Below are 21645 nucleotides of genomic sequence, written 5' to 3'. Positions count from 1 at the left end.
GCCGTTCCCCGCGGCAGCCGACGGCTACCTCGAAAGGAGTTTATCGCCGCCGGCCGCAGGAGGGGTATGTCCCTTCGCGTCACCTTCCTCGGGACGGGCGGCGCCGTCCCCACCACCGAGCGCGCGCCGAGCGCACTGTTCGTCAACCGCGAGGGCGACCGCCTCCTCTTCGACTGCGGCGAGGGGACCCAGCGCGGCATGATGCGGCACGGCACCGGGTTCGGGATCGACCACCTGTTCGTCTCGCACCTCCACGGCGACCACGTCCTCGGGATCCCGGGACTGGTCCAAACGCTCGGGTTCAACGACCGCGAAGACCCCCTGACGATCCACTGTCCGCCGGGAACCGGAGACGACCTTCACGACCTCGTGCACGCGGTCGGCCACGACCCCGCGTTCCGGATTCGGATCGACGAGGTGTCGCCCGGCGGGGTCGCGCTCGACGCCGACGGCTACGAGGTCAGGGCGTTCGAGACGGTCCACCGGACCGTCTCGCAGGGGTACGTGCTGGAGGAGGACGACAGACCCGGTCGGTTCGACCGCCCGAAGGCCGAGGAGCTGGGCGTCCCCGTCGGCCCGAAGTTCGGGCGGCTCCACGCGGGCGAGCCGGTCGAGGCCGAGGACGGCTCGACCGTCGAGCCCGATCAGGTGGTGGGGCCGCCGCGGCCCGGCCGGAAGTTCGTTTACACCGCCGACACCCGCCCGCGAGAGAACACGGTCGAGGCCGCGGCGGACGCCGATCTGCTCGTCCACGACGCCACCTTCGCCGACGACATGGCGGACCGCGCCCGCGACACTGCGCACTCGACCGGCCGGGAGGCCGGTTCGATCGCCGAGCGCGCCGACGCGAAGCGGCTCGCGCTGGTGCACATCTCCTCGCGGTACGCCGCCGACGCCTCGCCGATCCGCCGAGACGCGCGCGAGGCGTTCAGTGGCGAATGCCTCCTCCCCGACGACGGTGACCTGTTCGAGGTCCCGTTCCCAGACGCGGACGGGTAGGAGGAGTACCGCGTCCCGCGGCCGTCCCCGTTACCGCCGGGAAACCTTGATGGGTCACGACGACGACCTCTCGCGTATGTCCGCAGACTGCATCTTCTGTTCGATCGTCGACGGCGACATCCCGGCACGCACCGTCTACGAGACCGACGACGTGCTGGCGTTCCTCGACGCCACCCCGCTCGCGCGCGGCCACACGCTCGTGATCCCGAAGTCGCACGCCAAACACGTCGGGGACCTCGACGACGACCTCGCGAGCGACCTCTTCGCGGCCGTGACGGAACTCACGCCGCGCGTCCAGTCGACCGTCGGCGCCGACGGGGCGAACGTCGGGATCAACGACGGCGAGGCGGCCGGACAGGAGGTCCCGCACGTCCACGTCCACATCATCCCGCGGTTCGAGGGCGACGGCGGCGCACCCCTGCACGCCGTCGGCGGCGAGCGACCCGACCTCTCCGACGACGAGCTGGACGCGGTCGCCGAAGCGATCGCCGAGTGAGCCGGCCGCGCCGCGACCGGTGAGCGGTCGGCCGGCGACCGGCGTGCAACAGAGTTAACAGCCGAACCGCGAGTAGCCGAGCGCATGCAGGCGACGACGCTCGCGCTCGTCGGTGCGACCGGCGGGGCGGGGACGACGCGAACCGCGGTCGAACTGGCGGCGCTCGGCGCGCGCGACGGTCGCGACGTGGCCGTCGTCGACGCCGCGTTCACGACGCAGGGGCTCTCGGAGTACGTGTCCGGCCGGATCGGGACCGACCTCACGACGCTGATCACGGACGAGACCGGCGCGTCGCTGTCGGCGGCGGCGTACCCGATCGCCGCGGGAGGCGGGCACACGGGGACCGCGGGGGACGCCGGCGGCGACGGCGACGCCCCGGACCTTCCGGGCCGCGCCGACGCGATCCCGGCCCGCGCTCCCTTCGAGCGCGTCGCGCGGGCGAAGACCGCGGAGGCGGCCCGGAAGCTCGAGCGCCGGATCGACGAGGCCGCGACGAGCTACGACGCCGTGATCGTCGACGCCGCGCCCGTCGGCTCGAACGAGGCGGTCGCGGGAGTCACCGCGGCGGACCGGACGGCGGCGGTGTACCCGGCGACGACGCATGGACGCGACGCCCTCCAGCGGCTCCGCGGCCGCGTCGCCGACGTGGGCGCCGGGGTGGACCGGTCGATCGCGGTGGCACGCGGTGACGACGGGGAGAACGCCGACGGAGGAGCCGAGAGCGACGCGGACGTTCGCCTCCCGCCCACCGATCCCGCGGTGGCGAGCGCGCCGACGGCGGCGACGGGGGACAGGGAATACGTGCGCGCCGTCGCGGCGGCGTTCGAGGACGCCTTCGACGCGACGGTCGGGCTCGAGTTCGAGGAGCCCGGACTGGTCGATCGGCTGACGCCCTGAGCGAAGCGGGCGGAAGCGAGGAACAGGAGGGTGAGGCGAGGGAAAGCGACCGGGTGAGCGCGGCGCTCAGCGGAGCCCGTCGGGCGACCCGAGCGCGCCGCCGAGCGCGTCGTCGTCGCTTCCGGCGGACCCGGAAGACCCGGCGGAACCGCCGCCGATCGGGGCGGACCCGGCGACGTGGGCGTCGACCGCCTCGACGATTTCCGACGGCGGGTCGTGGGTCTCGACGTACGTCGCCAGCGCGAAGTCCGCCTCGTCGCCGCCGGCGAGCGCGACCGCCTCGCTGCGCGCGATCCGACCGTCCAACCAGTCGCGGACCACCTCTCGGCGGGTCGGCGCGAGCGGGCAGATGCCCTCGACGCCGCAGCGGTGGAGGGCCTTCGCGCCCGTCATCGGCGTCACGCCCGCCTCGCGGGCGGCGTCGCCGACGCTCCGCCCAGCGGTGTAGGCGTCGACGAGGGTCGCCGTCGCCTCCGGGGTACACGGGAGGGCGTCCGCGTGCTCCGCGAGCCGGTCGACGAGCGGGGTCTCCGTGTCGTCCGCGACGGCGACGCCCCGGTCGCGCTGGCTCGCGGTCACTTCGAGGCCGTCCGCGATCTCCGACAGCGTCATGCGAACCACTGGCTCGCTCGGGTGGTTAAAACCACCGTACTGCGGCGGAGTGATCGGGAGATCACCGATCGGTTACCGGTCGGTTCGAGCGCGCCGATCCGGCCGATCGACCCCGAATTCTCCCGGGTTTAAGTAAGGTATCGGGCCCGAGTTCGACGTGTGATGAGTGAGGCACGCTCGACCCAGACTCGTTCGCCCCGCACCGAGACCGACGACGCCGCGACCGCGGACCGCGCCGCGGCGATCGACACCAGCGAGGTCACCGACACGGACGAGACCGCCGCCCGCGAGACCTGTCCCGAGTGCGGCGGTCGGACGCGCGTCGACGCCGCGGAACGCGTCTGCGCCGACTGCGGGCTCGTCGTCGAGGCCGACCGGATCGACCACGGCCCCGAGTGGCGGTCGTTCGACGACGACGACACGAACCCCAAGCGCACCGGGGCGCCGCTGACGCGCTCGCGCCACGACCGCGGGCTCTCGACGGAGATCGGCCGCTCGACGAAGGTGAAGGGGCGCAAGCGCCGCCGGCTCGCTCGGATGCGGACCCAGCACAACCGCGCACAGATCTCGACGAAGCGCGACCGCAACAAGGTGTACGCGTACACCGAGATCCGGCGGCTGACCGGGGCCTTGGAGCTCCCCGACAGCGTCCGCGACACGGCCTGCACGCTGTTCGACTCCGCGCAGGACGAGAGCCTGCTCCGCGGCCGGTCGCTGGAGGGGTTCGCGGCCGCCTGCCTGTACGTCGCCTGCCGCACCGCGGACGTGGCCCGCACCGTCGGCGAGATCTGCGCCGAGGCGAAGGCGACGGAGGCCGAGCACCGGGCCGCCTTCGACGCGATGAACCGCGAGCTCGGGCTGCCGATCGCGCCGACCGGCCCCGCCGAGTACCTCCCGCGGTTCGCGAGCGACCTCGACTGCGACGCCGCCGTCGAGCGCCGCGCCGGCGAGCTGGCCGAGCGCGCCGTCGAGGAGGGGATCGCGAACGGCCGCAACCCGGTCGGCGTCGCCGCCGCCTGCCTGTACACCGCGGCCCGCGAACTGGACGCCGAGTGCACGCAACGGGAGGCCGCCGACGCCGCCGACGTGACGCCCGTGACGGTCCGTCGGACGTACGTCGATCTGACCGAGGAGTGAGTCGGAGGAGAGGTGCGGCCGTGGAGTGATCGGAGCGATCGTCATCTTCTGCGCCGGGGGTCGAAATCCGCCGAGCGCGTGAGCGCGAGCCGAACGGAGTGTGCGTACCAGCGCGAGCCGTCGGTCTATCGGTCGCTCCGCGAGGCGTCGAACCCGGCCGTCCACCGCTCTCTGACCGCGAGGTGAATCTGCGAGATGAGCCCTAAGAGCGGGAGTTCAAGCAGGGGGCCGATCACGAGCGCCAGCGGGATCAGCGGCTCGTCGGGGAACGCGACGACGGCGATGGCGAGCGCGGTGGGAGAGTTCCGCGAGAGGATTGTGTTGTTGAAACACACCAGCTCGCCGTACGAGAAGGAGAGCGCGCGGCCGGCGGCGAACCCGACGGCGAGGTTGATGGCGTAGAACAGCGCCACGGGGACCGCCATCAACGCCAGCAGGCGAGGGTTCGCGACGATCACCGCGCCCTGCGACGCGAACATCGCCCCGATGGCCAGCGCGAGGAAGACGATCTGGACCGGGCTCAGCCGCGGGAGGAACCGCTCTCTGAACCACGCCGCCCCCTTCGTCCGGGTGAGCCACCACCGAACGACGCCGCCGAACAGCAGCGGGACGACGAGGACGAGCAGGACGCTCTCGGCCAGCAGCGCGAGCGGCAGGTCGACGAGCGTCCCCGCGAACGCATAGAGGTACACCGGGAGCAACACCAGTTGGAGGACGAGGTTGTACGGTAACACCGAGGTCGCCAGCGGCACGTCGCCGTCGGCGACGTCGGTGAACACGAGGTACCAGTCCGTACACGGCGTCACGAGGAGCATGACGAGCCCGACCCAGAGCGCGGGTTGGTCGCGGAGGAAGAGGGCGCCCAGCCCGACCGCCAGAAGCGGGCTCCAGACGAAGTTGACCAACAGGCTGGATCCCGCGACTCGGCGGTTCCCGAACGCCTCCCGAAGCCGGGAGAGAGGGATCCCGACGAACGCGGCGAACAGAATGACCATCAGGAACGGGACGATGAGCCGGTCGGCGACCGGAGGGACGCCGTCGATCTGCCCGACTGCGAGGCCGACGGCGATGGCGGCGAGGACGAGCGCCGACTGGTACTTCTCGACGAGATCCATCGTCTCCGTCCTACGTCGGCGGCGTGCTAAGGCTGTGGATTCGCGTCGATCAGCGCGTTCGGGAAGGAAAAGCGACGGCGAGGCCGTCGTTTCGTGACGGTCCGCGGGGCGACCGCGGCGGCGTCAGCGGGACCGTCGCCGGTCGAAACCCTGCGACGGGGTGCCGGGGGCGGTCGGCCGCCACCGAGAGAGAGGCGGTGACGGCCGACAACCGCCGGCGGGCGAACGCGGTGGAGGGCGGGAGGGCACCGCGACCGCCCGGCGGGCGTCACGCATCCGAATCGAGGAGTGGAACCCCATTCTACGTTAGCCGTGTATAGTCCGGATCGAGCGTACAATCCGGGGCGATCGGAGGAAGCGCGTCACCGGTCCCTCGCTCACTCCTCGCCGAGTTTGTGCTTGAACGCGAAGAAGACGCGGCGACCGGTTTCCGTCAGTCGGACGGTGTCGGAACGCCCCACGTCTTCCAACTCGACGTAGCCGCGGTCGCGGAGCGGCGAGAGCACGTGCGTCTCCAACGCGCGGTACTTCGCCGTCCGGCTCGCGCCCGCCTCGCGCAGGAACGAGAGGTCGCGCTCGCGCGCCCACTCGATCAGATTCCACTTGTCGGTCGTCACGTTGTCGTCGGCTCGCTCGTGGAGTCGGCCGAGCACCGCGACCTGATCGGTCGTCGGCGCGTCCATGGGGTAGAGGGGGAGGTCGACGGTGCGGTCGACGCCCTCGGTGAGCGGCTCTGAGCGCACGTCGTGGCGGTGGCGCTCGGGCTCGACGCTGTAGGGGCGGGCGCCGACGATCATACACGCCATCGCGACGCCGACCGCGGCGATCCGCGGCCCGGTCGAGACGTTGGCGAACAGCCGGTCGCCGTCCTCCTCGCCGGCGCCGTGGCGGGCGGCGACCGTCGTCGTCACGCCGAGCACGTCGTACACGTCGGCGAGCTCGACCGGGAGCGCGCGGACCGACGCGAACTCCGCGGCCGCGGTCCACGCGTCCCGCTGATAGTCGGTGAGCCGGTCGAGGTCGACGCGGGTGTCCACCGGGTCCGCGGCCCCGGCCGCCTCGAAGTCGACGGCGCCGCGCGGGGCCTCGCGGTCGGGGGCGTCCGCGAGCAGGTACACCACGTCCGCGCCGTGGCGACGGAGGGGCTCGACGATCCGGTCGCGCTCGTGGCCGAGCGGCGCGACGTGAACGCGCCGTTCGGCGACGCTGGGGACCGATGTGTCCATACACCCGTTCCCTCCGGCGGTCGCTTAAAGGGTGCGTCGCGGACCAACGATCGGCGGCACTCGGGAGCGGTCCGGAGAGCCCGTCGGTGCTCGGGAGGGGTCCGGAGAGCCCATCGGTGCTCGGGAGCGGTCCGGAGAGCCCATCGGTGCTCGGGAGCGGTCCGAACGGCCCCCAGCCGACCCCGAGCCCTCGGCCCCACCCGAGTGATGTGGGGAGCCATACCACGAAAACCGTTAAGCCCGACTGTCGCCTACGAGCGGACATGAGCGCTGACCGGTCCGCCCTCCGGCGGGCCATCGAGCGCGGCGAACGGGACGGCGGAGAGATCGAGTTCAAGGAGCGGCTGACACGCGAGGTCCACCTGGCCGAGGGCCGGATGGAGTCACTCGTGGCCCAGCTCCGCCATCGCGTGCTCTCCGGGGACGGCGAGGCCACCTACGTCCTCGGCGTCACCGACGACGGCGGGCTGGCCGGGATCTCGCCCGCCGCCTTCTCCGAGACGATGGACGTGCTCTCGCTTCTGGCCGACGAGGCCGACGCCCACATCGCCGACGTTGAGACGTGGAGCGCCGGCCCCGCCGGAAACGGCAGTTCGGAGGGGCTCGTCGGCCTCGCCACCCTCCGCGACGGCGGGATGTTCGAGACCGACGACGATCACCTCGTGATCGGAACGGCCGGCCACGTCGACCACGGCAAGTCGACGCTCGTCGGCACCCTCGTCACCGGTCGGGCCGACGACGGGCAGGGCGGCACGCGCGGCTTCCTCGACGTGCAGCCCCACGAGGTCGAACGGGGGCTCTCAGCCGACCTGTCGTACGCCGTCTACGGCTTCGACGACGACGGCGACGAGCCGATCCGGATGGACAACCCGCACCGCAAGTCCGACCGCGCGCGGATCGTCGAGGAGGCGGACCGGCTGGTCTCGTTCGTCGACACCGTCGGCCACGAGCCGTGGCTCCGGACGACGATCCGCGGGCTCGTCGGCCAGAAGCTCGACTACGGGCTCTTAGTCGTCGCCGCGGACGACGGGCCGACGAAGACGACCCGCGAGCACCTCGGGATCCTGCTGGCGACCGAACTGCCGACGATCGTCGCGATCACGAAGGCGGACGCCGTGAGCGACGAGCGGCTCGCGGAGGTGGAGCGCGAGACCGAGTCGATGCTGCGGGACGCCGGCCAGACTCCGCTCCTCGTCGACCGCCACGGGATCGACGCGGCGGTCACGGAGGTGGGCGACGGCGTCGTCCCCCTGCTCCGGACCAGCGCGGTGACGAAGGAGGGGATCGGAACCCTCGACCGGCTGTTCGAGGCGCTCCCGAAGCGGGCGACCCCGGAGCGCGCGGAGTTCCGGATGTACGTCGACCGGAGCTACAAGGTGACCGGCGTCGGCGCGGTGGCGTCCGGAACGGTCAACTCCGGCACCGTGGAGGCCGGCGACGACCTCCTCTTGGGACCGATGGCCGACGGCTCCTTCCGCGAGGTGGAGGTGCGCTCGATCGAGATGCACTACCACCGGGTCGACAAGGCCACCGCCGGCCGGATCGTCGGCATCGCGCTGAAGGGCGTCGACGAGGAGGAGATCGAGCGCGGGATGGCCCTGGTTCCCCGGGGGAGCGATCCCGATCCGGTCCGCGAGTTCGAGGCGGAGGTGATGGTGTTGAACCACCCGACGCGGATACAGGAGGGGTACGAGCCGGTCGTCCACGTCGAGACCGTCTCGGAGGCGGTCGTCTTCGCCCCCGAGGGCGGGCGGCTCCTCCCCGGCGACACCGGGCGAACCACGGTCCGATTCAAGTTCCGACCGTACCTGATCGAGGAGGGACAGCGGTTCGTCTTCCGAGAGGGGTCGAGCAAGGGCGTCGGGACCGTTCAGTCGATCGAGGGCGGGGGAGGCGACGAGGAAGACGTCGACGACCGCGAGGAGTGAGTGCCGCGGAGTGACGCCGTCGGTCGCGTCGTCGTTGTCGATCAGGCGTCGCCGTCGTCGGTCGCGTCGCCGACGGTGGCCACGCTCGTGACGCTCTCCTCGTTCGGGGGCGCGACGAGCGGCTCGAACTCCTCGTAGCGGAAGCGACCGAGGGTCTCTCCGGAGATGGTCTTGAAGTGGCTGTACAGCGCGCCCTCGTCGAGGGCAGACTTCGTCATCCCCTCCGCCATCGTCATGTCGTACTTACACGGGACGAGGATCGACCGCTCTTCCTCCGGGTCGATCAGCTCGATGGCGACGTACATCACCCCGTCGATGGCGTCCCCGTACACGAGGTACTCGGCGTACGCCTCCTCGTCGTACGCCTCGACGAACGCGTCGGCGTAGTTGTCGGGGACGACGTGCATCAGCCCGAACCGGTCGTGATCCTTCATGTCCCTGCTGACCGTGTCGGTGTGCGGGACCATGACGACGGTCGTCTCCCAGCCGTCTGCGCGGCGCTCCTCGGCGAGCATGTCGGTCTCTTCGAGGGTCCGCTCCCACGCGGTGATATGCTCCTCGCCGAACCGCTCTCGCTGACGGACGAAGGCGTCCTCCTCGGGGTCCATTGCTGTGTGCGACTGGTCGCGGGAGGAAGATAACTCTTTTCGAGCCCGCTCAGACGACGCCGAACGCCGTTTCCATCACGAGCGATCCCGCGAGCGTGACGACGCCGGCGAGGAACACCTTCCCGGCGACGCGGACCCGCTCCGGCGGCGCCGGGAGACGGATCCACCGGAGCGGCGGAACCGCGCGAACGAGCCCTTCGAGGCGCGTCCCGCGCGAGCTCACCGACGGGCCGTCGAGGTCGTCGACGGAGGTCGGCCACAGCCGCACCGTGGCGTAGCCGACGAGGAGCCAGCCGGCAGCGAACGCCAGAACCTTCCCCCGGACGAACCCCCCGCCCGTCGCGAGCCCGAGCGCCAGCGCACCGGAGGTCACGGCGACCGCGACCGCGACCGCGTACGCGAACGCGTCGAGCCACGCGCGAGCGCGCTTCGAGAGCCGCCGGGAAACGGGCATGGCTAGCTGCGGTTGTCGAGCACGGTCGCCGTCTCCCGGTGCTCGTCGTCGTGACGGTGACAGTAGCTCAGACGGCCGCTGTCGCTCACCTCGTAGTACTCGGGCTCGACGGGGTCGTCGCCGCCGTCGGGGTCGACGCCGTCACAGACGCTCCCGAACTCGGTGTTGAGCCGGTCGAGCGCCTCTCGTTCCTCGTGGTTCCCCGCGGCCTCGGCCACCTCGGTGAGGACGGCCTCGACGTCGTCCGGCACCGTGAGGTCGCCGAACAGCTCGTCGTACGTCTCGTCGATCGTGGCGAAGCGGGTCTCCCAGCCGATTCGCTCTCGGAGGCGCTCTCGGATCGAGCGGTCGGCGCGCATGCGCTCGCGGATGATCTCGCGGAACCCGTTGATCCCCTCCCAGACCTCGTCGTCGAGCTCCTCGTGCTCGTCGGGGCGAATACGGGTAGGACACCGAGTGCTGAACGGACAGCCGGCCGGCGGATACCGCGGGTTTGGTGGCGTTCCGTGGAGCGTGATCCGGTCGCGGCTCGCGGTGGGATCCGGCTTCGGGATCGCCGAGAGGAGCGCGTGGGTGTACGGGTTCGCGGGGTCCGTGAACAGCTCCTCGGTCGGACCGATCTCCATGATGTTGCCGAGGTACATCACCGCGACCCGGTCGCAGATGTGCCGGACGACCGAGAGGTCGTGGGCGATGAACAGGTAGGTGAGGTCGAACTCCTCCTGGAGGTCTTCGAGGAGGTTGATGATCTCGGCCTGCACGCTCACGTCGAGCGCGGAGACCGGCTCGTCGAGCACGATGAACTCGGGGTTCAACGCGAGCGTCCGCGCGATGCCGATCCGCTGGCGCTGTCCGCCCGAGAACTGGTGCGGATACCGGTAGTAGTGCTCGGGCGAGAGCCCGACCTCGTCCAGGAGGGACTTGACGCGCTTCCGGCGGTCGGCGGACGTCTTCCACTCGTGGACGTCGAGCGGCTCCCGGATGATCTCGCCGATCGTCATCCGGTCGTTGAGGCTCGAGTCGGGGTCCTGGAACACCATCTGGGCGTTCTGTCGCCACTCGTAGAGCTGGTCGCCGCGAAGCGACGTGATGTCGGTGCCGTCGAACAGGACCTCGCCGTCGGTCGCCTCTTCGAGCTGGATGAGCGTCCGGCCGAGGGTGGTCTTCCCGCAGCCGGACTCGCCGACGAGCCCGAGCGTCTCGCCTCGCTGGATGTCGAAGCTGACGCCGTCGACGGCCTTGACGGGCCGGTCGTCGAACAGGCCGCCGCTGTCGTAGTACGTCTTCAGGTTCCGCACCTTCACCATCGTGTCGGGCGCGGTCTCCGCGGCGTCGCGGTCGGGCGTCGTCGAAACTGTGTTCTGACTCATTCTCGATCACCTCGTCGGTCCCGCCCCCGATGGCGCGCGACGGCCTCCTCGGTCGGAACGTCGTCCGGGTACAGCAGACACGCGGCCGTGTGGTCGTCAGTCTCCTCGTCGACCGGGGTCGGGACCGGGTGGACCGACTCGCACTCGTCGAACGCCTTCGGACAGCGGGGCGCGAACCGGCAGTACGTGGCCGGCTCGTTCGGCGTCGGGACGCTCCCGTCGATCGTCGAGAGCTTGTCGCCGACCTGCCCGCCCGGGATCGAGTTGAGGAGGCCGTTCGTGTACGGGTGTTTCGGGTCCGCGAACAGCGGCTTCACGTCCGCGGACTCGACGATCTCGCCGGCGTACATCACGTTGACGCGGTCGGAGACGTCGGCGATCACGCCCATGTCGTGGGTGATGAACATCACGGCCACGTCTTGGGACTCCTGGATCTCCGCGATCAGGTCCAGGATCTGCGCCTGGATCGTCACGTCGAGCGCGGTCGTCGGCTCGTCGCAGATCAGCATGTCGGGATCGCACGCCAGCGCCATCGCGATGACGGCCCGCTGGCGCATCCCACCCGAGAACTGGTGCGGGTACTCGTTGACCCGGCGGCGGGCGTCCGGGATCCCGACCGCTTCGAGCAGCTCCGCGGCCTCCTGTGTCGCCTCCCGTCCGGAGAGGCCCTGATGGAGCTCCAGCGCCTCTTCGATCTGGTTCCCGACCGTGTAGACGGGGTTGAGGCTGGTCAGCGGGTCCTGGAACACCATCGCGATCCGACCGCCGCGCATCTTGCGCTGCGCCTCGCCGGAGAGGCGAGTGACCTCGATGAAGCCGTCGCGGATCGACTCGGGCGAACCGGCGTCACCGTCGAGGACGAAGACGCACTCGTCGCCGTCGGTGATCCCGACCTCGTCGGTGTAGCCGGCCGCGGCCACGTCGGTCACGGGCACGTCGGCGGGGTCGTCGTAGCCGAACTCCTGCGGGGTGGCGTCGGTCTGCCCGAACAGCTCTGCGGGGTCGTACCGCGCGTCGAGCGCCTCGACCGCGACCGTCCGCTTCGAGAACGTCCGGGCGAACTCGCGGACCGCGTCGAGGTCCCGGTAGCGGACGCTGCTCCCGCGGAGCACGCGCCCGGGCGACTCGATCAGTCCCATCAGCGACCGGGCGGTGACGCTCTTCCCGCTCCCGCTCTCGCCGACGATGCCGACCGTCTGGCCGGAGTCGATCTGGAAGTCGATCCCGTCGACCGCTCGGATCGTCTCCTTGTCGGTGAAGAAGGCGGTCTGGAGGTTCCGAACGTCGATGAGCGGGTCGTCGTCTCGACCCCCCTCGGTCGACGCGGCCGCGGACGTGGACCGCTCTTCGGCGGCCATCAGGCACCACCTCCGGTGGCGGCGGCCTCGCTCTCGTCCACGTCGGCCTCCGGATCGATCGCGTCGCGGATCGCGTCACCGAGCGCGTTGAACGCGATGACGACCAAGACGATCGCGACGCCGGGGATGGTCGCGACGTGCCAGGAGTCGGTCGAGACGTACGACTGCCCGCCGTCGATGAGCCGTCCCCACTCGGGGGTCGGCGGATTGATCCCGAGCCCGAGGAAGGTCAGCGCGGCGGTCGAGATGATCACGCCGCCGATCAGAAGCGATCCGTAGATCAGGATGTAGCCGGCGATGTAAGGTGCCATGTGTTTGCGCATCGTCTGTAGGGGCGTCTGACCGTAGCTCTTCGCGGCGTCGACCCACTCCTGTTCGGACACCTGCAGCGATGGACCACGTATCGAACGCCACATCCCCGGCCAGTAGGCGAACGCGAAGATCAACGCCAACAGCAGCCCGCCGTCGAGCGGTTGGGCGATCGGATGGTCCGCCTCCTGGAAGACGACGGAGACGAGCATGATGAGGAGCAGGGCCGGGACGGCCTGAATGGTGTCGCTCGCCATCACCGTCGCGATATCGGTGATCCCCTTGTAGTACGACGACAGCAGCGAGAGCACGACCGCGATGAGCGCCCCGAGCCCGATCGCCGTCACGCCGATGACGAGCGAGGTCCGGGCGCCGTGCGAGAGGTGCGTCATCATGTCTTGGCCCCTGTTCGTCGTCCCCAAGGGCGCCCACCTCCCGTAGTCGTCGTAGCTCATCGGCCCGATCGTGTTCTGGCCGTCGGAGCGGCTCTGGAGGTTCGCGAACACGTGGGTGGTGGAGGTGACCTCGCCGTCGTCGGAGAGGTACTCGAACTCGTGGGCGTTCGGCTCGTAGATGTTGTGCTGGGCCTCGACCGGGCTCACCGCCGGCGCCCACAGGGCCAGCACGACGAACACGAAGACGATGGCGAAGCCGAACAGCCCCCAGTAGTTGTTGCGGAAGCGCCGGACCGTGTCGTCCCGCGGCGTCCAGTCGGCGAGCCGATAGTGCGTCCGGTAGACGTCGAAGCCGCGCCACATCCAGGCGAGGAACGCGGTCGCGTACGCGAACACGAGCCCCGTTCGGATCGCCCAGGCGACGGCCGGCGAGAGGCCGAGGAACGTCCCCTCCCAGCCGCCCTCCGGCAGTCGGTGGCCCGTGTTCGGGATGAGGTCCCGGCTGGTGATCGCGGGAAGCGACGAGGCGAGCGCGTCGACGCCGCCGGTGATCGCGCCGATCAGCGCGGAGAAAACGCCGCCGAACGGCGTGTACGCGATGAGACCGGCGAGGGCGACGAGGACGAACGTCAGCTCGGCGCGCTTCGCCCAGCGGTGCCCCCGCCGCGAGAGGTCGAGCCCGAGGACATCGACGGCGCCGTCGGGGACGCTCCCGGCGACGGGAACCGTGATAGCGAACGCCATCAGGATCGCCGTGATCGCGGTCGCGACGAACCCGGCCGCGGAGCCGAGCGTCCCACCCACGTTGCCGCCGACGGATGTCGGGACGCTCGCGAGGAGCTCGACGGTGAACCCGACGATGCCGAACAGCTGGCCGACGCCGGCGAACACGCGGCCGATCTCGAGCAGGAGCAGCACCGCGAGCCCGCCGAGCCACACCATCGCGGGGCGCGGGTTCTCCCGGATTCGGTCTCGGGACAGCGTGTCGTCGTCCGGTTCCTCGAATTCGTCCGTGGAATCGCGCTGTCTCGTACTCATTGGTTGTACCCCACGCGGGGGTCGATGACGGTGTACAGGAAGTCCTGGAGGATGTTGAGTCCCAAGATGATCACCGTAAAGAGGAACAGCAAGGCCCCGGCCATCGGCAGGTCGCCCTGCGTGAGCGCCTGGAAGAAGATCCGCCCGAGCCCGTTGATGTTGAAGATCTGTTCAACGATCACGGATCCGCCGATGAGCAGGAACGCCTCGCTCGTGATGACCGGCAGCAGCGGGATCAGGGCGTTCCGGAAGATGTGCTTCCAGACGATCACCCGGCTGGAGAGCCCCTTCGCCTTCGCGGTCTCGACGAACTTCGAGTTGACCGTCTCCAGCATCGCGGTCCGTCCGATGCGCAGCTCCGCCGCCATCGACGCCGACCCGAGAATGAGCGCCGGCGGCAGGATGAGCTTGATGTCGATCGCCAGCGCCGTCCAGTCGCTAATGTACGGCACCGGGAACATGAGGATATCGGTGGTCGAGAACCACTCGAGTCGCGGGGTCCCGGTGATGCTGATGTCTCGGGCCGCGAAGTCCGGACCGAGGGTGTACCAGTTGATGCCGAGCAGCTCGCCGCCCTCGCGGGTGCGTCGGAGCACCGCCAGCGCGATCACGCACAGCCAGAAGTTCGGCAGCGCCTGCCAGATGATGCCGCCGAGGGAGGCCGCGTAGTCGCCGAGGGTGTTGGGGTTGAGCCCGGCGTAGAAGCCGAGAGGGATCCCGATGAACAGCGGCAGTAGGATCGCCCAGAACCCGAGCCAGAGCGTCGCCGGCGCGGCGCCGACGGCGATGTCGAGGATGTCGCGCTCGGCTTGCACCACCCACGACTGGCCGAAGTTGAAGGTGATGAAGTCGGTGATGAAGTCGACGTACTGCTCCCAGAGGGGGTCGTTGAGCCCCAGCCGCTCCCGGAGCTGTGCCCTGTCCGCCGCGCCCGCTTGAGGTCCGAGCCGCGCGGCTACCGGATCGATCGGTCCGGTCCGGAGCATGATGAACAGGAAGGTCAGCACGGAGAACAACACCGGGACGGTGAGCAGTAGCCGCTTGACGAAGTACTCCCAGCGGCTCATGGCGTCTTACGGTCTCTTGGGGTCGTGGTGGGCATGGATCGACTCAATATTTGAGGGTAACTCGTGCAATAACTAAATGCATCGATAACGGGAGGCCGAGACGGTCTATTCGGCTTCTTCCTCGAGGTGGGTCTGCCAGTCGAGATAGAACGGCTCTGTTGAAATCCTCTTCTTCAGACATATTCTTCGCAGGAACAGATGGTTACAAAGATCCGTACTCATCTAGATAGTTGACCGCCATTGTNGGCTCTGTTGAAATCCTCTTCTTCAGACATATTCTTCGCAGGAACAGATGGTTACAAAGATCCGTACTCATCTAGATAGTTGACCGCCATTGTCGTTATTATATCACGAGGAGGACATTTATATCGCTGTATTGAATACTTGCTGTTATGCGTTATCGATCCCTCCTCATTGGTGAATTTCCTTTTTCCATCTATACACTCATGGCAACAGCTCTCCTACTGGCTATCTTTTCTCTTGGGTTTAGTGCGGGCGTTGAGCTCGCGTCTGGCACGCTCCTCACGCTGTGTATGTCTACGATCGCGCTGTATGCTGGAGTCAAGTGCGGTGGATTGTTGATAGCACAGGTTTCCGTCTTCTCTGCTATCTTCTGGCGCGCTGTGTTTCCACCTCTTATCGGATACTTTCGGNAGTGCGGTGGATTGTTGATAGCACAGGTTTCCGTCTTCTCTGCTATCTTCTGGCGCGCTGTGTTTCCACCTCTTATCGGATACTTTCGGTGGGATGATTCTTCCCAGTACCGTACCATCAGAAGTGCAGATATTTACCTTGGGCCAGAAGGAGAACTTATGTGGGGTATTGAAGCTGGCATTCTGTATGGGGTTCTTGCCGGAGTCTTCCTTGGTAGTGCTGCCTACGGTATCGGCGCACTATACCGACATCTCCGGCGTGACGATCCATCCACCTATCCGGGGATTATATAACAACCACATCTGTAGATAATGCCACTTAGACACCCTGTATTAACCGCTCAGAGTGATCGGTCGATGTTGTGACTGAGACAGGCGATGGTGAGTTCACGGAACTGCTTCCACCAGCGTCGTGATCGGACGAACGCCCCGTACTTCCGCTTAAGCGTTGAGTTGACCGCCTCTGATTGACTCCGCTGGCCGTAGAGATCAGCGTCTAAGCGTGCGTTCCATGCTTTGTGGAGTGATGTGAACTCACGATGCTTAATCAGTGGTCGAACCTCGTGTTGCCGGGCGAGCCGTCTGATTTTCTGATCGTCGTAGCCTTTGTCTCCAAGGAGAATATCGATACACTCGGGGTTGCGCTTGATCAACGACGGAGCGATCTGGCTATCATGTTTTCGAGTCGTCGTCACGTGTAGATCGAGAATTGCGTTCACCTTCGCATCGACCAGCAACGTCACCTTGAGCTGCTGAATCGTGAGTTCAGCACGTTTCGTGTAGTGTTTCGAAGCGTGACTACGGTCGAACCCCGACGCATCAACACCAACAACTCCGCTTGTCGGAAGTAACGTCGCTGAGAGAGTCAAAATGATCCGCCACACAGCCATATCAAGCCGGTTGAACGCCTTACACAGCGTTGAAGCAGTAGGAAGCTCGGTTAGCCCGAGAACACGACGGATGCGTGGCATCTCGATCAGTTCGTCAAGTAGGCCACGGTAGGTCGTGTTCTTCCGCACTTTGAGACAGAGCAGAACAACGTGCTGCGGGAGTGTATAGCGGTGTTTGGAGAACTTCGAGGAGTATCGAGAAACTGCTCGGCGGGCCAGATGGATCGCCTTCTCAGTAAACCGGAGAATCTGCGACTTCGGGAGGGGCTTCATCTCGTCGAATTATACGGTGAACATGTAACTCTCTGAGGATTTCAACAGAGCCNTAAACCGGAGAATCTGCGACTTCGGGAGGGGCTTCATCTCGTCGAATTATACGGTGAACATGTAACTCTCTGAGGATTTCAACAGAGCCCGATTTCTGTATACCCTCCGGCACAGCGGGTTCTCAGGCCCGATTGACACGGCGATGAAGGGGCTTCATCGGGTCGTACTGAGTGAAATTCACTACGTGATTCGGGGTATTGTGCCAACCGGACTTCGGGCTCCGGAAGAGTTCGTGACGTATCTCACGTCGATGGCGACACAGACGCTCGCGTTACTCTGGGAGTTCACTGATCTGGGTGTTGGAGAGATTCGTGGAAAGGCTGAGGAGATCGTCTCTGAGTATCGAGAATTTGTCGGAGAGACGTATGAGGTGGTGGCTGCTGATGTGGATCTTGATGCAGTAATTAGAAACGTTGTCGCACAATTCAGAGGAGAGATCGATCTCTTCAGATTAACATCCCCGTATGCGGATGTGAGTACTGTGTAGATTTGCCTACCCCACTACTATCCCGCGCTCACCACCAAGTCTTAACCAACAGATCCGCAGTAGAACCCGTAGTGTTGGTTAAGAACCACGACCTCGAACACTTTTCGATGGTCGGTCGACGAACGGCACAATGGCCGAAACCTTCGACGTAGACTTCCTCAGCATCTTGCGTGCTGATGTCGACCGTCGCGCTGATCCCACACGAACAGTGGATGCCGACGGTGCCGGGGTGCGTCGTGATTGGGTCCTTCACCTCTCCACCCTCTGGGCAGTTGATGCGGAATACTCCGCCCATACACACCGATCCGTGTGCTCTGGGAAAGCCGCTCCGCTCACTCTTAACAACAGTCGGCAGTTCGATTGCCGAATGTATAATGAGAAAACAAACAGAGTATCTACTGTGAGCGGACAACAGGAAATAAGATCGGTAGCTTTCACACCCCATATTCGATATGAAATCGGAGATTGACGTAGTAGTAAGATGACCCTCACACACCGTCTTCGATATGAAATTGGTTCTTCCACAGCGAAAATTGCTCTAAATCGTATTTGTACGGTCTAATACCACAGTATTAGTGTTTTGTTCGAGCATTTCATCTCGAAGAACCTACTGCTGCTCCTCACGATGAAATCTCATGGCCGGGATCACACACAGTGTTTTTGTATTTCATTTCGATGACGGGGTGTGTGGACGGGGACATTTTCCGGGCTAAATGACTTCATATCGGCGGAGGGGTGCTCACTTCGAAGAAGATCTACTACGGCTAGGAATCTGAGGTGGGATTTCATTTCGAAGAAGGGGTGTCTGTCTTGGCGTCTGAGATTTCATATCGATGGAGGGGTCTTCACTTCGAAGTTGGTGTGTGATGATATGAAAGAGGCAGGAAATTCATTTCGACGGAGGGGTGTTCATATCGACATCGCCCATCTCATTTCGACTTTACCCCCTTCATTTCGACAAAGGTTATTATGGGTTAGATCGCAATGAACAGTATGGAAGGCGACGAGACCGACTCGGGGCAGCCAGATACCGAGTCTGGTGGGTCACAAGAGTCCGGATCATCTGTCGTGGATAACATCCTTGATGGCGACGTACAGACTGTTTTCGAAAACAAGGATCTTGTGGACTCGAGCACGATCGTCGATCAGGATCGGATCTACGGTCGGGACGAGCAACTCGCTGCCGAAGCTCGGGCGTTTCGGGATACTCTCGATGGTGAGCGACCGCCGGATCTGCTTTTATACGGTCCCAGTGGAACAGGCAAGACCCTGACGGTGAAAGCCGTCGCGAACAAAGTCAAAGAACGAGCCCAGGAGAGCGGTATTGAGTTCGACTTTGTAGCAGTCAATTTCAAAACGATGGAGTCTCACACGCTCGACCGTGCTGTGTGGAAGCTAGGCCATCAGACGGCACGGAAAGCGGGTGTGGTTTGGGATGTCCCTCGGTCGGGTGTGTCGACCGATATGAAATACACCCGGCTCTACGAGATTGTCGACGATCACTTCGACTCACTCGTGTTCATCCTCGACGAGATCGATGCGCTGACCGGCAGTACGGGCGCAGATGAACCGGCGTACTCTCGACTGCTCTATAGTTTGAGCCGAGTCATGTCGGAACAGCATGTTGATACGCAGCTGTCAACGGTGGTTGTGACTAACTACCCGAAGTTTCGCGAGAACCTGGACAGTCGGACTGACAGCTCCTACAACCCGAACGGGATTCATTTCTCGGATTACGATGCCAACGAGCTCATCGAAATTCTCGAACGACGTCGAGATGCGTTTAAAGACGACGCCCTCGAAGACGGAGTAATCGAGATCGTGGCTGCGTACGGTGCTCAAAACGAAGGTGACGCGCGTCGCGCGATCGATCTGCTCCGTGATGCTGGAGAAATCGCGAACCGAGCGGGCGACCCGGTGGTGACGCAGGACCACGTCAGATCGGCAAACGATTCTGTGGTGAAGAATCGGGTCCTCGAGATCGTTGGCGGGATGTCTGTCCAAAAGAAGCTGTCTCTGTACGCTGCCGCACTTGTCGCGAAAGAGAATGAAGGAGCGGCTCCGAGCCCCGTGGTGTACGACATCTACAAAATTCTCTGTGAGGGAAGCGACATGGAGATATACACACAAGAAACAGTCAACAGCCACATCAATAAGGCCGGAACGTACGGTGTTCTGGAAAGCGAACGGGTCAGTGGTGGATTCAAATCAGGCGTCCACTTGGTTTTCAAGTTCACCGAGCCCGTTGGGGCTGTTCTAGATACATTGAGCGAAGACGAGCGACTCCAAGAGATTCCTGCGAAAGAACTTGGGGAGGTTGTGAAGAGACGGTTGCGGGATTAGATGTCGTCCGAAATAGTTCGAAGTCCTCATCATTGAGATATGACTCAATATCCACAATTGGGTGCCCATCTCGGATGAACTGTTTGTAGTCCTCAAACGCGTCGTCGCGACCAGCGGGGAGGATCACGATTCCGGTCATGCTTGAGTGGAAATCATCGGTGGGAGGAAAATAATTGGCTACAACTTCATTGACTCTGTTGACTCGATGGACACGCTGCTACCCTAGGAGAGCGTGAAACAAGATATGGGGCGCAAGAGACCGACCTGGATTTCGTGCCACAGAGCACGTTTTGTTGACTGGTCCGTGTGCGAAAGAAGCCGAGCCATGGGCGCTACAGCCCAGATGCCGCGTCCGCGGCATCCGGGAAAGCCCGAATAGGTGAATCTCTGCTTCACGCACTGGGGAGAGACACGTTACGACCGACGTCAGTCTTAACCTGAGTACTTTTCAACGGTCGACGCGAGTCCCTCGAGGCTCTCCAGGACAGGGTAGTTTATCCGTCTGATGTGAGAATTGCTGTTATGGGGGACCCGGACTCTCCAACCGTCTCGGTATCTCTCTCTGGTCGCACGGATATCCCAGCAGTTCTGAACCGGGCTGGCATCGATCACGTGAGTGTCCATGACCACCGACTCCTTGCTATCTACCATACAGCAATTCTCAATGTAAGGACTGATCCGCATCAGCTATCGGATGCACAAACACTTGAGATTGAATGCTGGGAAGATCCAATTCCATCTCGTGCTGATGGAAAGTCGTCACACGATATTCTTCAGGACTTTAGTGACGTGTTCGACTGAAGATAGGGTATACACTGTTATTGTGACTACTCAGTCGGTGACTCGTTCGCGAGTCACAGCGATGAGTAGCCACAAGAACAGCCACGCGAACAGAAACACGACGAGGAGCCCAGTTGGAGACAGGGCTCCAAGCGGACTCATAAGATCGGCTAACACTGGGAGAGAGAGGAGGAAGATAATTCCAGCCCCCACGCTCCCACCGAGGCACTCAACGAGTGGCCAGACTGCAGTTTCACCTGTTTCAATGTCTCTATCTGGGTGGTGGTGCGACTCTGCCCCCGCATAGCTTGGTGTGGCCATACATACCACCTATCAAAAAATACATATTCGATCGTTATAAATTTGTCTCCGGAAGTCTCAGAGAGTGAAACGGCTTCTTAAGCTGATTTCAGCTCTGGATAAGCCGTACCGCGCTACAACTGGCGACGTGACGAGATGGACAGACAGGCCACGGTCGGTGTCGACTGTGGCGTGGGCTCAGCATTCACTTGTCAGCGATGCCTGCCGCCTCATGTAACATTTACCGCCCCCTATTCACCGGATTTCTACATAAGGCATTGATTTACAATATCGGTTGGATAAACCCGAAAAACGCCCGTTGCGGGTTTGTCGTGCTACCGAGTGGGAAATCAGCACAATAATCTCGGCCAATCTCATAACGAGTGTTAGCGACAGAAAGAACGATTATAATGGATACACGTTAGCTGTTGGAATATGAGTGCGTCACAGGGTGAAGCCGATCTATCAGCGGACGAGCGTGCGGGTCTTGAACTGGTCCGCGAGACGGGTGGGATTCACCAGAGCGACTTTTGGAAAGAGCTGGATGTCTCTTCGCGAAAGGGAAGCCGACTAGTCGAAGCGCTTGAGAGTGCCGAGCTGATCGAGCGTGAGGAAACGGTGTACGAAGGTCAACGGACCTACTATCTCGAACCAACAGCATCTGAGCTTGACTTTTCATTGCTGATGGCGGGTGATATGCTCTCGCCATTCATCGGTGAGGAAGATGTCGATCCGCAGTCAGACGCCTTCTCCCAGTGGCTGATGAACCTCGCGTACGAGAAAGAGTGACTCTGTTCTCAAGGGCTTCTGACGGCTCTTAGTCACCAACTCTCAATTGTTGAGGGTTTCATCAACG

19 protein-coding genes are annotated in these 21645 nt (G+C 64.6%); 8 read left to right on the top strand and 11 right to left on the bottom strand.

The annotated features are described in order from the left end of the window. Positions 1–66 precede the first annotated feature (66 nt). From rnz to C471_RS10220, 3 genes are all read left to right on the top strand, one after another. On the top strand, positions 67–999 hold the full coding sequence (gene rnz / locus C471_RS10230) for a ribonuclease Z (RefSeq protein ID WP_004048702.1): 933 nt from the start codon (positions 67–69) through the stop codon (positions 997–999). A gap of 76 nt (positions 1000–1075) precedes the next feature. Next, complete coding sequence (locus tag C471_RS10225; protein ID WP_049909298.1) at positions 1076–1495, top strand: HIT family protein; 420 nt, start codon at positions 1076–1078, stop codon at positions 1493–1495. Between the two features lie 84 nt (positions 1496–1579). Beyond that, complete coding sequence (locus tag C471_RS10220) at positions 1580–2392, top strand: cell division inhibitor (protein ID WP_004048700.1); 813 nt, start codon at positions 1580–1582, stop codon at positions 2390–2392. A 66-nt stretch (positions 2393–2458) separates the two neighbouring features. Here the strand turns inward: C471_RS10220 and C471_RS10215 are convergent, their stop codons facing one another. After that, entirely contained in the window at positions 2459–3004 is a 546-nt protein-coding gene (locus tag C471_RS10215; RefSeq protein WP_004048699.1) for a DUF7858 family protein, read from the bottom strand. A gap of 162 nt (positions 3005–3166) precedes the next feature. On the opposite strand from C471_RS10215, the gene C471_RS10210 reads away from it, so the two are divergent. Continuing rightward, positions 3167–4141, top strand: coding sequence for a transcription initiation factor IIB (locus C471_RS10210; protein WP_004048698.1), 975 nt, complete (start codon positions 3167–3169; stop codon positions 4139–4141). Between the two features lie 125 nt (positions 4142–4266). Here the strand turns inward: C471_RS10210 and C471_RS10205 are convergent, their stop codons facing one another. Next, entirely contained in the window at positions 4267–5256 is a 990-nt protein-coding gene (locus C471_RS10205; protein ID WP_004048697.1) for an arsenic resistance protein, read from the bottom strand. Positions 5257–5633: 377 nt separating this feature from the next. Beyond that, entirely contained in the window at positions 5634–6482 is an 849-nt protein-coding gene (locus tag C471_RS10200) for an HFX_2341 family transcriptional regulator domain-containing protein (RefSeq protein WP_004048696.1), read from the bottom strand. Between the two features lie 263 nt (positions 6483–6745). On the opposite strand from C471_RS10200, the gene C471_RS10195 reads away from it, so the two are divergent. Continuing rightward, complete coding sequence (locus tag C471_RS10195) at positions 6746–8410, top strand: GTPBP1 family GTP-binding protein (protein WP_004048695.1); 1665 nt, start codon at positions 6746–6748, stop codon at positions 8408–8410. Positions 8411–8451: 41 nt separating this feature from the next. Here C471_RS10195 and C471_RS10190 read toward each other — a convergent pair whose 3' ends face one another. The 7 genes from C471_RS10190 to C471_RS10160 form a co-directional block, all read right to left on the bottom strand. Beyond that, positions 8452–9018, bottom strand: a complete 567-nt coding sequence (locus tag C471_RS10190; protein ID WP_004048694.1) for a DUF7529 family protein — start codon at positions 9016–9018, stop codon at positions 8452–8454. Between the two features lie 49 nt (positions 9019–9067). Then, the gene (locus tag C471_RS10185) at positions 9068–9472 is read right to left on the bottom strand and encodes a DUF7555 family protein (RefSeq protein WP_004048693.1); all 405 of its coding nucleotides are present in this window, start codon (positions 9470–9472) and stop codon (positions 9068–9070) included. 2 nt (positions 9473–9474) lie between these two features. Continuing rightward, positions 9475–10842 carry an ABC transporter ATP-binding protein gene (locus C471_RS10180; RefSeq protein WP_004048692.1) on the bottom strand — a complete coding sequence of 456 codons (1368 nt, stop codon included), beginning with the start codon at positions 10840–10842 and terminating at the stop codon, positions 9475–9477. Beyond that, complete coding sequence (locus C471_RS10175) at positions 10839–12200, bottom strand: ABC transporter ATP-binding protein (RefSeq protein WP_004048691.1); 1362 nt, start codon at positions 12198–12200, stop codon at positions 10839–10841. The genes C471_RS10180 and C471_RS10175 overlap by 4 nt, the downstream gene beginning before the upstream one ends. Continuing rightward, positions 12200–13942 carry an ABC transporter permease gene (locus C471_RS10170; RefSeq protein ID WP_004048690.1) on the bottom strand — a complete coding sequence of 581 codons (1743 nt, stop codon included), beginning with the start codon at positions 13940–13942 and terminating at the stop codon, positions 12200–12202. The genes C471_RS10175 and C471_RS10170 overlap by 1 nt, the downstream gene beginning before the upstream one ends. Further along, positions 13939–15009 carry an ABC transporter permease gene (locus C471_RS10165; protein WP_004048689.1) on the bottom strand — a complete coding sequence of 357 codons (1071 nt, stop codon included), beginning with the start codon at positions 15007–15009 and terminating at the stop codon, positions 13939–13941. Before C471_RS10165 ends, C471_RS10170 begins: the two co-directional genes overlap by 4 nt. 994 nt (positions 15010–16003) lie before the next feature. Further along, positions 16004–16825: an IS5 family transposase gene (locus tag C471_RS10160; protein WP_004048688.1), complete on the bottom strand. Its 822-nt coding sequence runs from the start codon at positions 16823–16825 to the stop codon at positions 16004–16006. 253 nt (positions 16826–17078) lie between these two features. Here C471_RS10160 and C471_RS17150 point away from each other — a divergent pair, with 253 nt between their 5' ends. Both C471_RS17150 and C471_RS10155 read left to right on the top strand, forming a co-directional pair. Further along, positions 17079–17366 (top strand): hypothetical protein, encoded by a 288-nt coding sequence (locus C471_RS17150; RefSeq protein ID WP_160163145.1) that lies wholly within the window; start codon positions 17079–17081, stop codon positions 17364–17366. 1068 nt (positions 17367–18434) lie between these two features. Beyond that, positions 18435–19709 carry an AAA family ATPase gene (locus C471_RS10155; protein ID WP_049909296.1) on the top strand — a complete coding sequence of 425 codons (1275 nt, stop codon included), beginning with the start codon at positions 18435–18437 and terminating at the stop codon, positions 19707–19709. A gap of 831 nt (positions 19710–20540) precedes the next feature. Here C471_RS10155 and C471_RS17460 read toward each other — a convergent pair. Continuing rightward, on the bottom strand, positions 20541–20810 hold the full coding sequence (locus tag C471_RS17460) for a hypothetical protein (protein WP_143421036.1): 270 nt from the start codon (positions 20808–20810) through the stop codon (positions 20541–20543). 414 nt (positions 20811–21224) lie between these two features. Between C471_RS17460 and C471_RS10150 the strand changes: the two genes are divergently transcribed. Next, entirely contained in the window at positions 21225–21578 is a 354-nt protein-coding gene (locus tag C471_RS10150; protein ID WP_004048685.1) for a helix-turn-helix transcriptional regulator, read from the top strand. The last annotated feature ends 67 nt before the right edge of the window (positions 21579–21645 follow it).

This window comes from Halorubrum saccharovorum DSM 1137, assembly GCF_000337915.1.
Taxonomy (GTDB): domain Archaea; phylum Halobacteriota; class Halobacteria; order Halobacteriales; family Haloferacaceae; genus Halorubrum; species Halorubrum saccharovorum.
The sequence above is the reverse complement of the archived record's forward strand: the minus strand, read 5'-3'. Positions and strand labels throughout refer to the sequence as shown.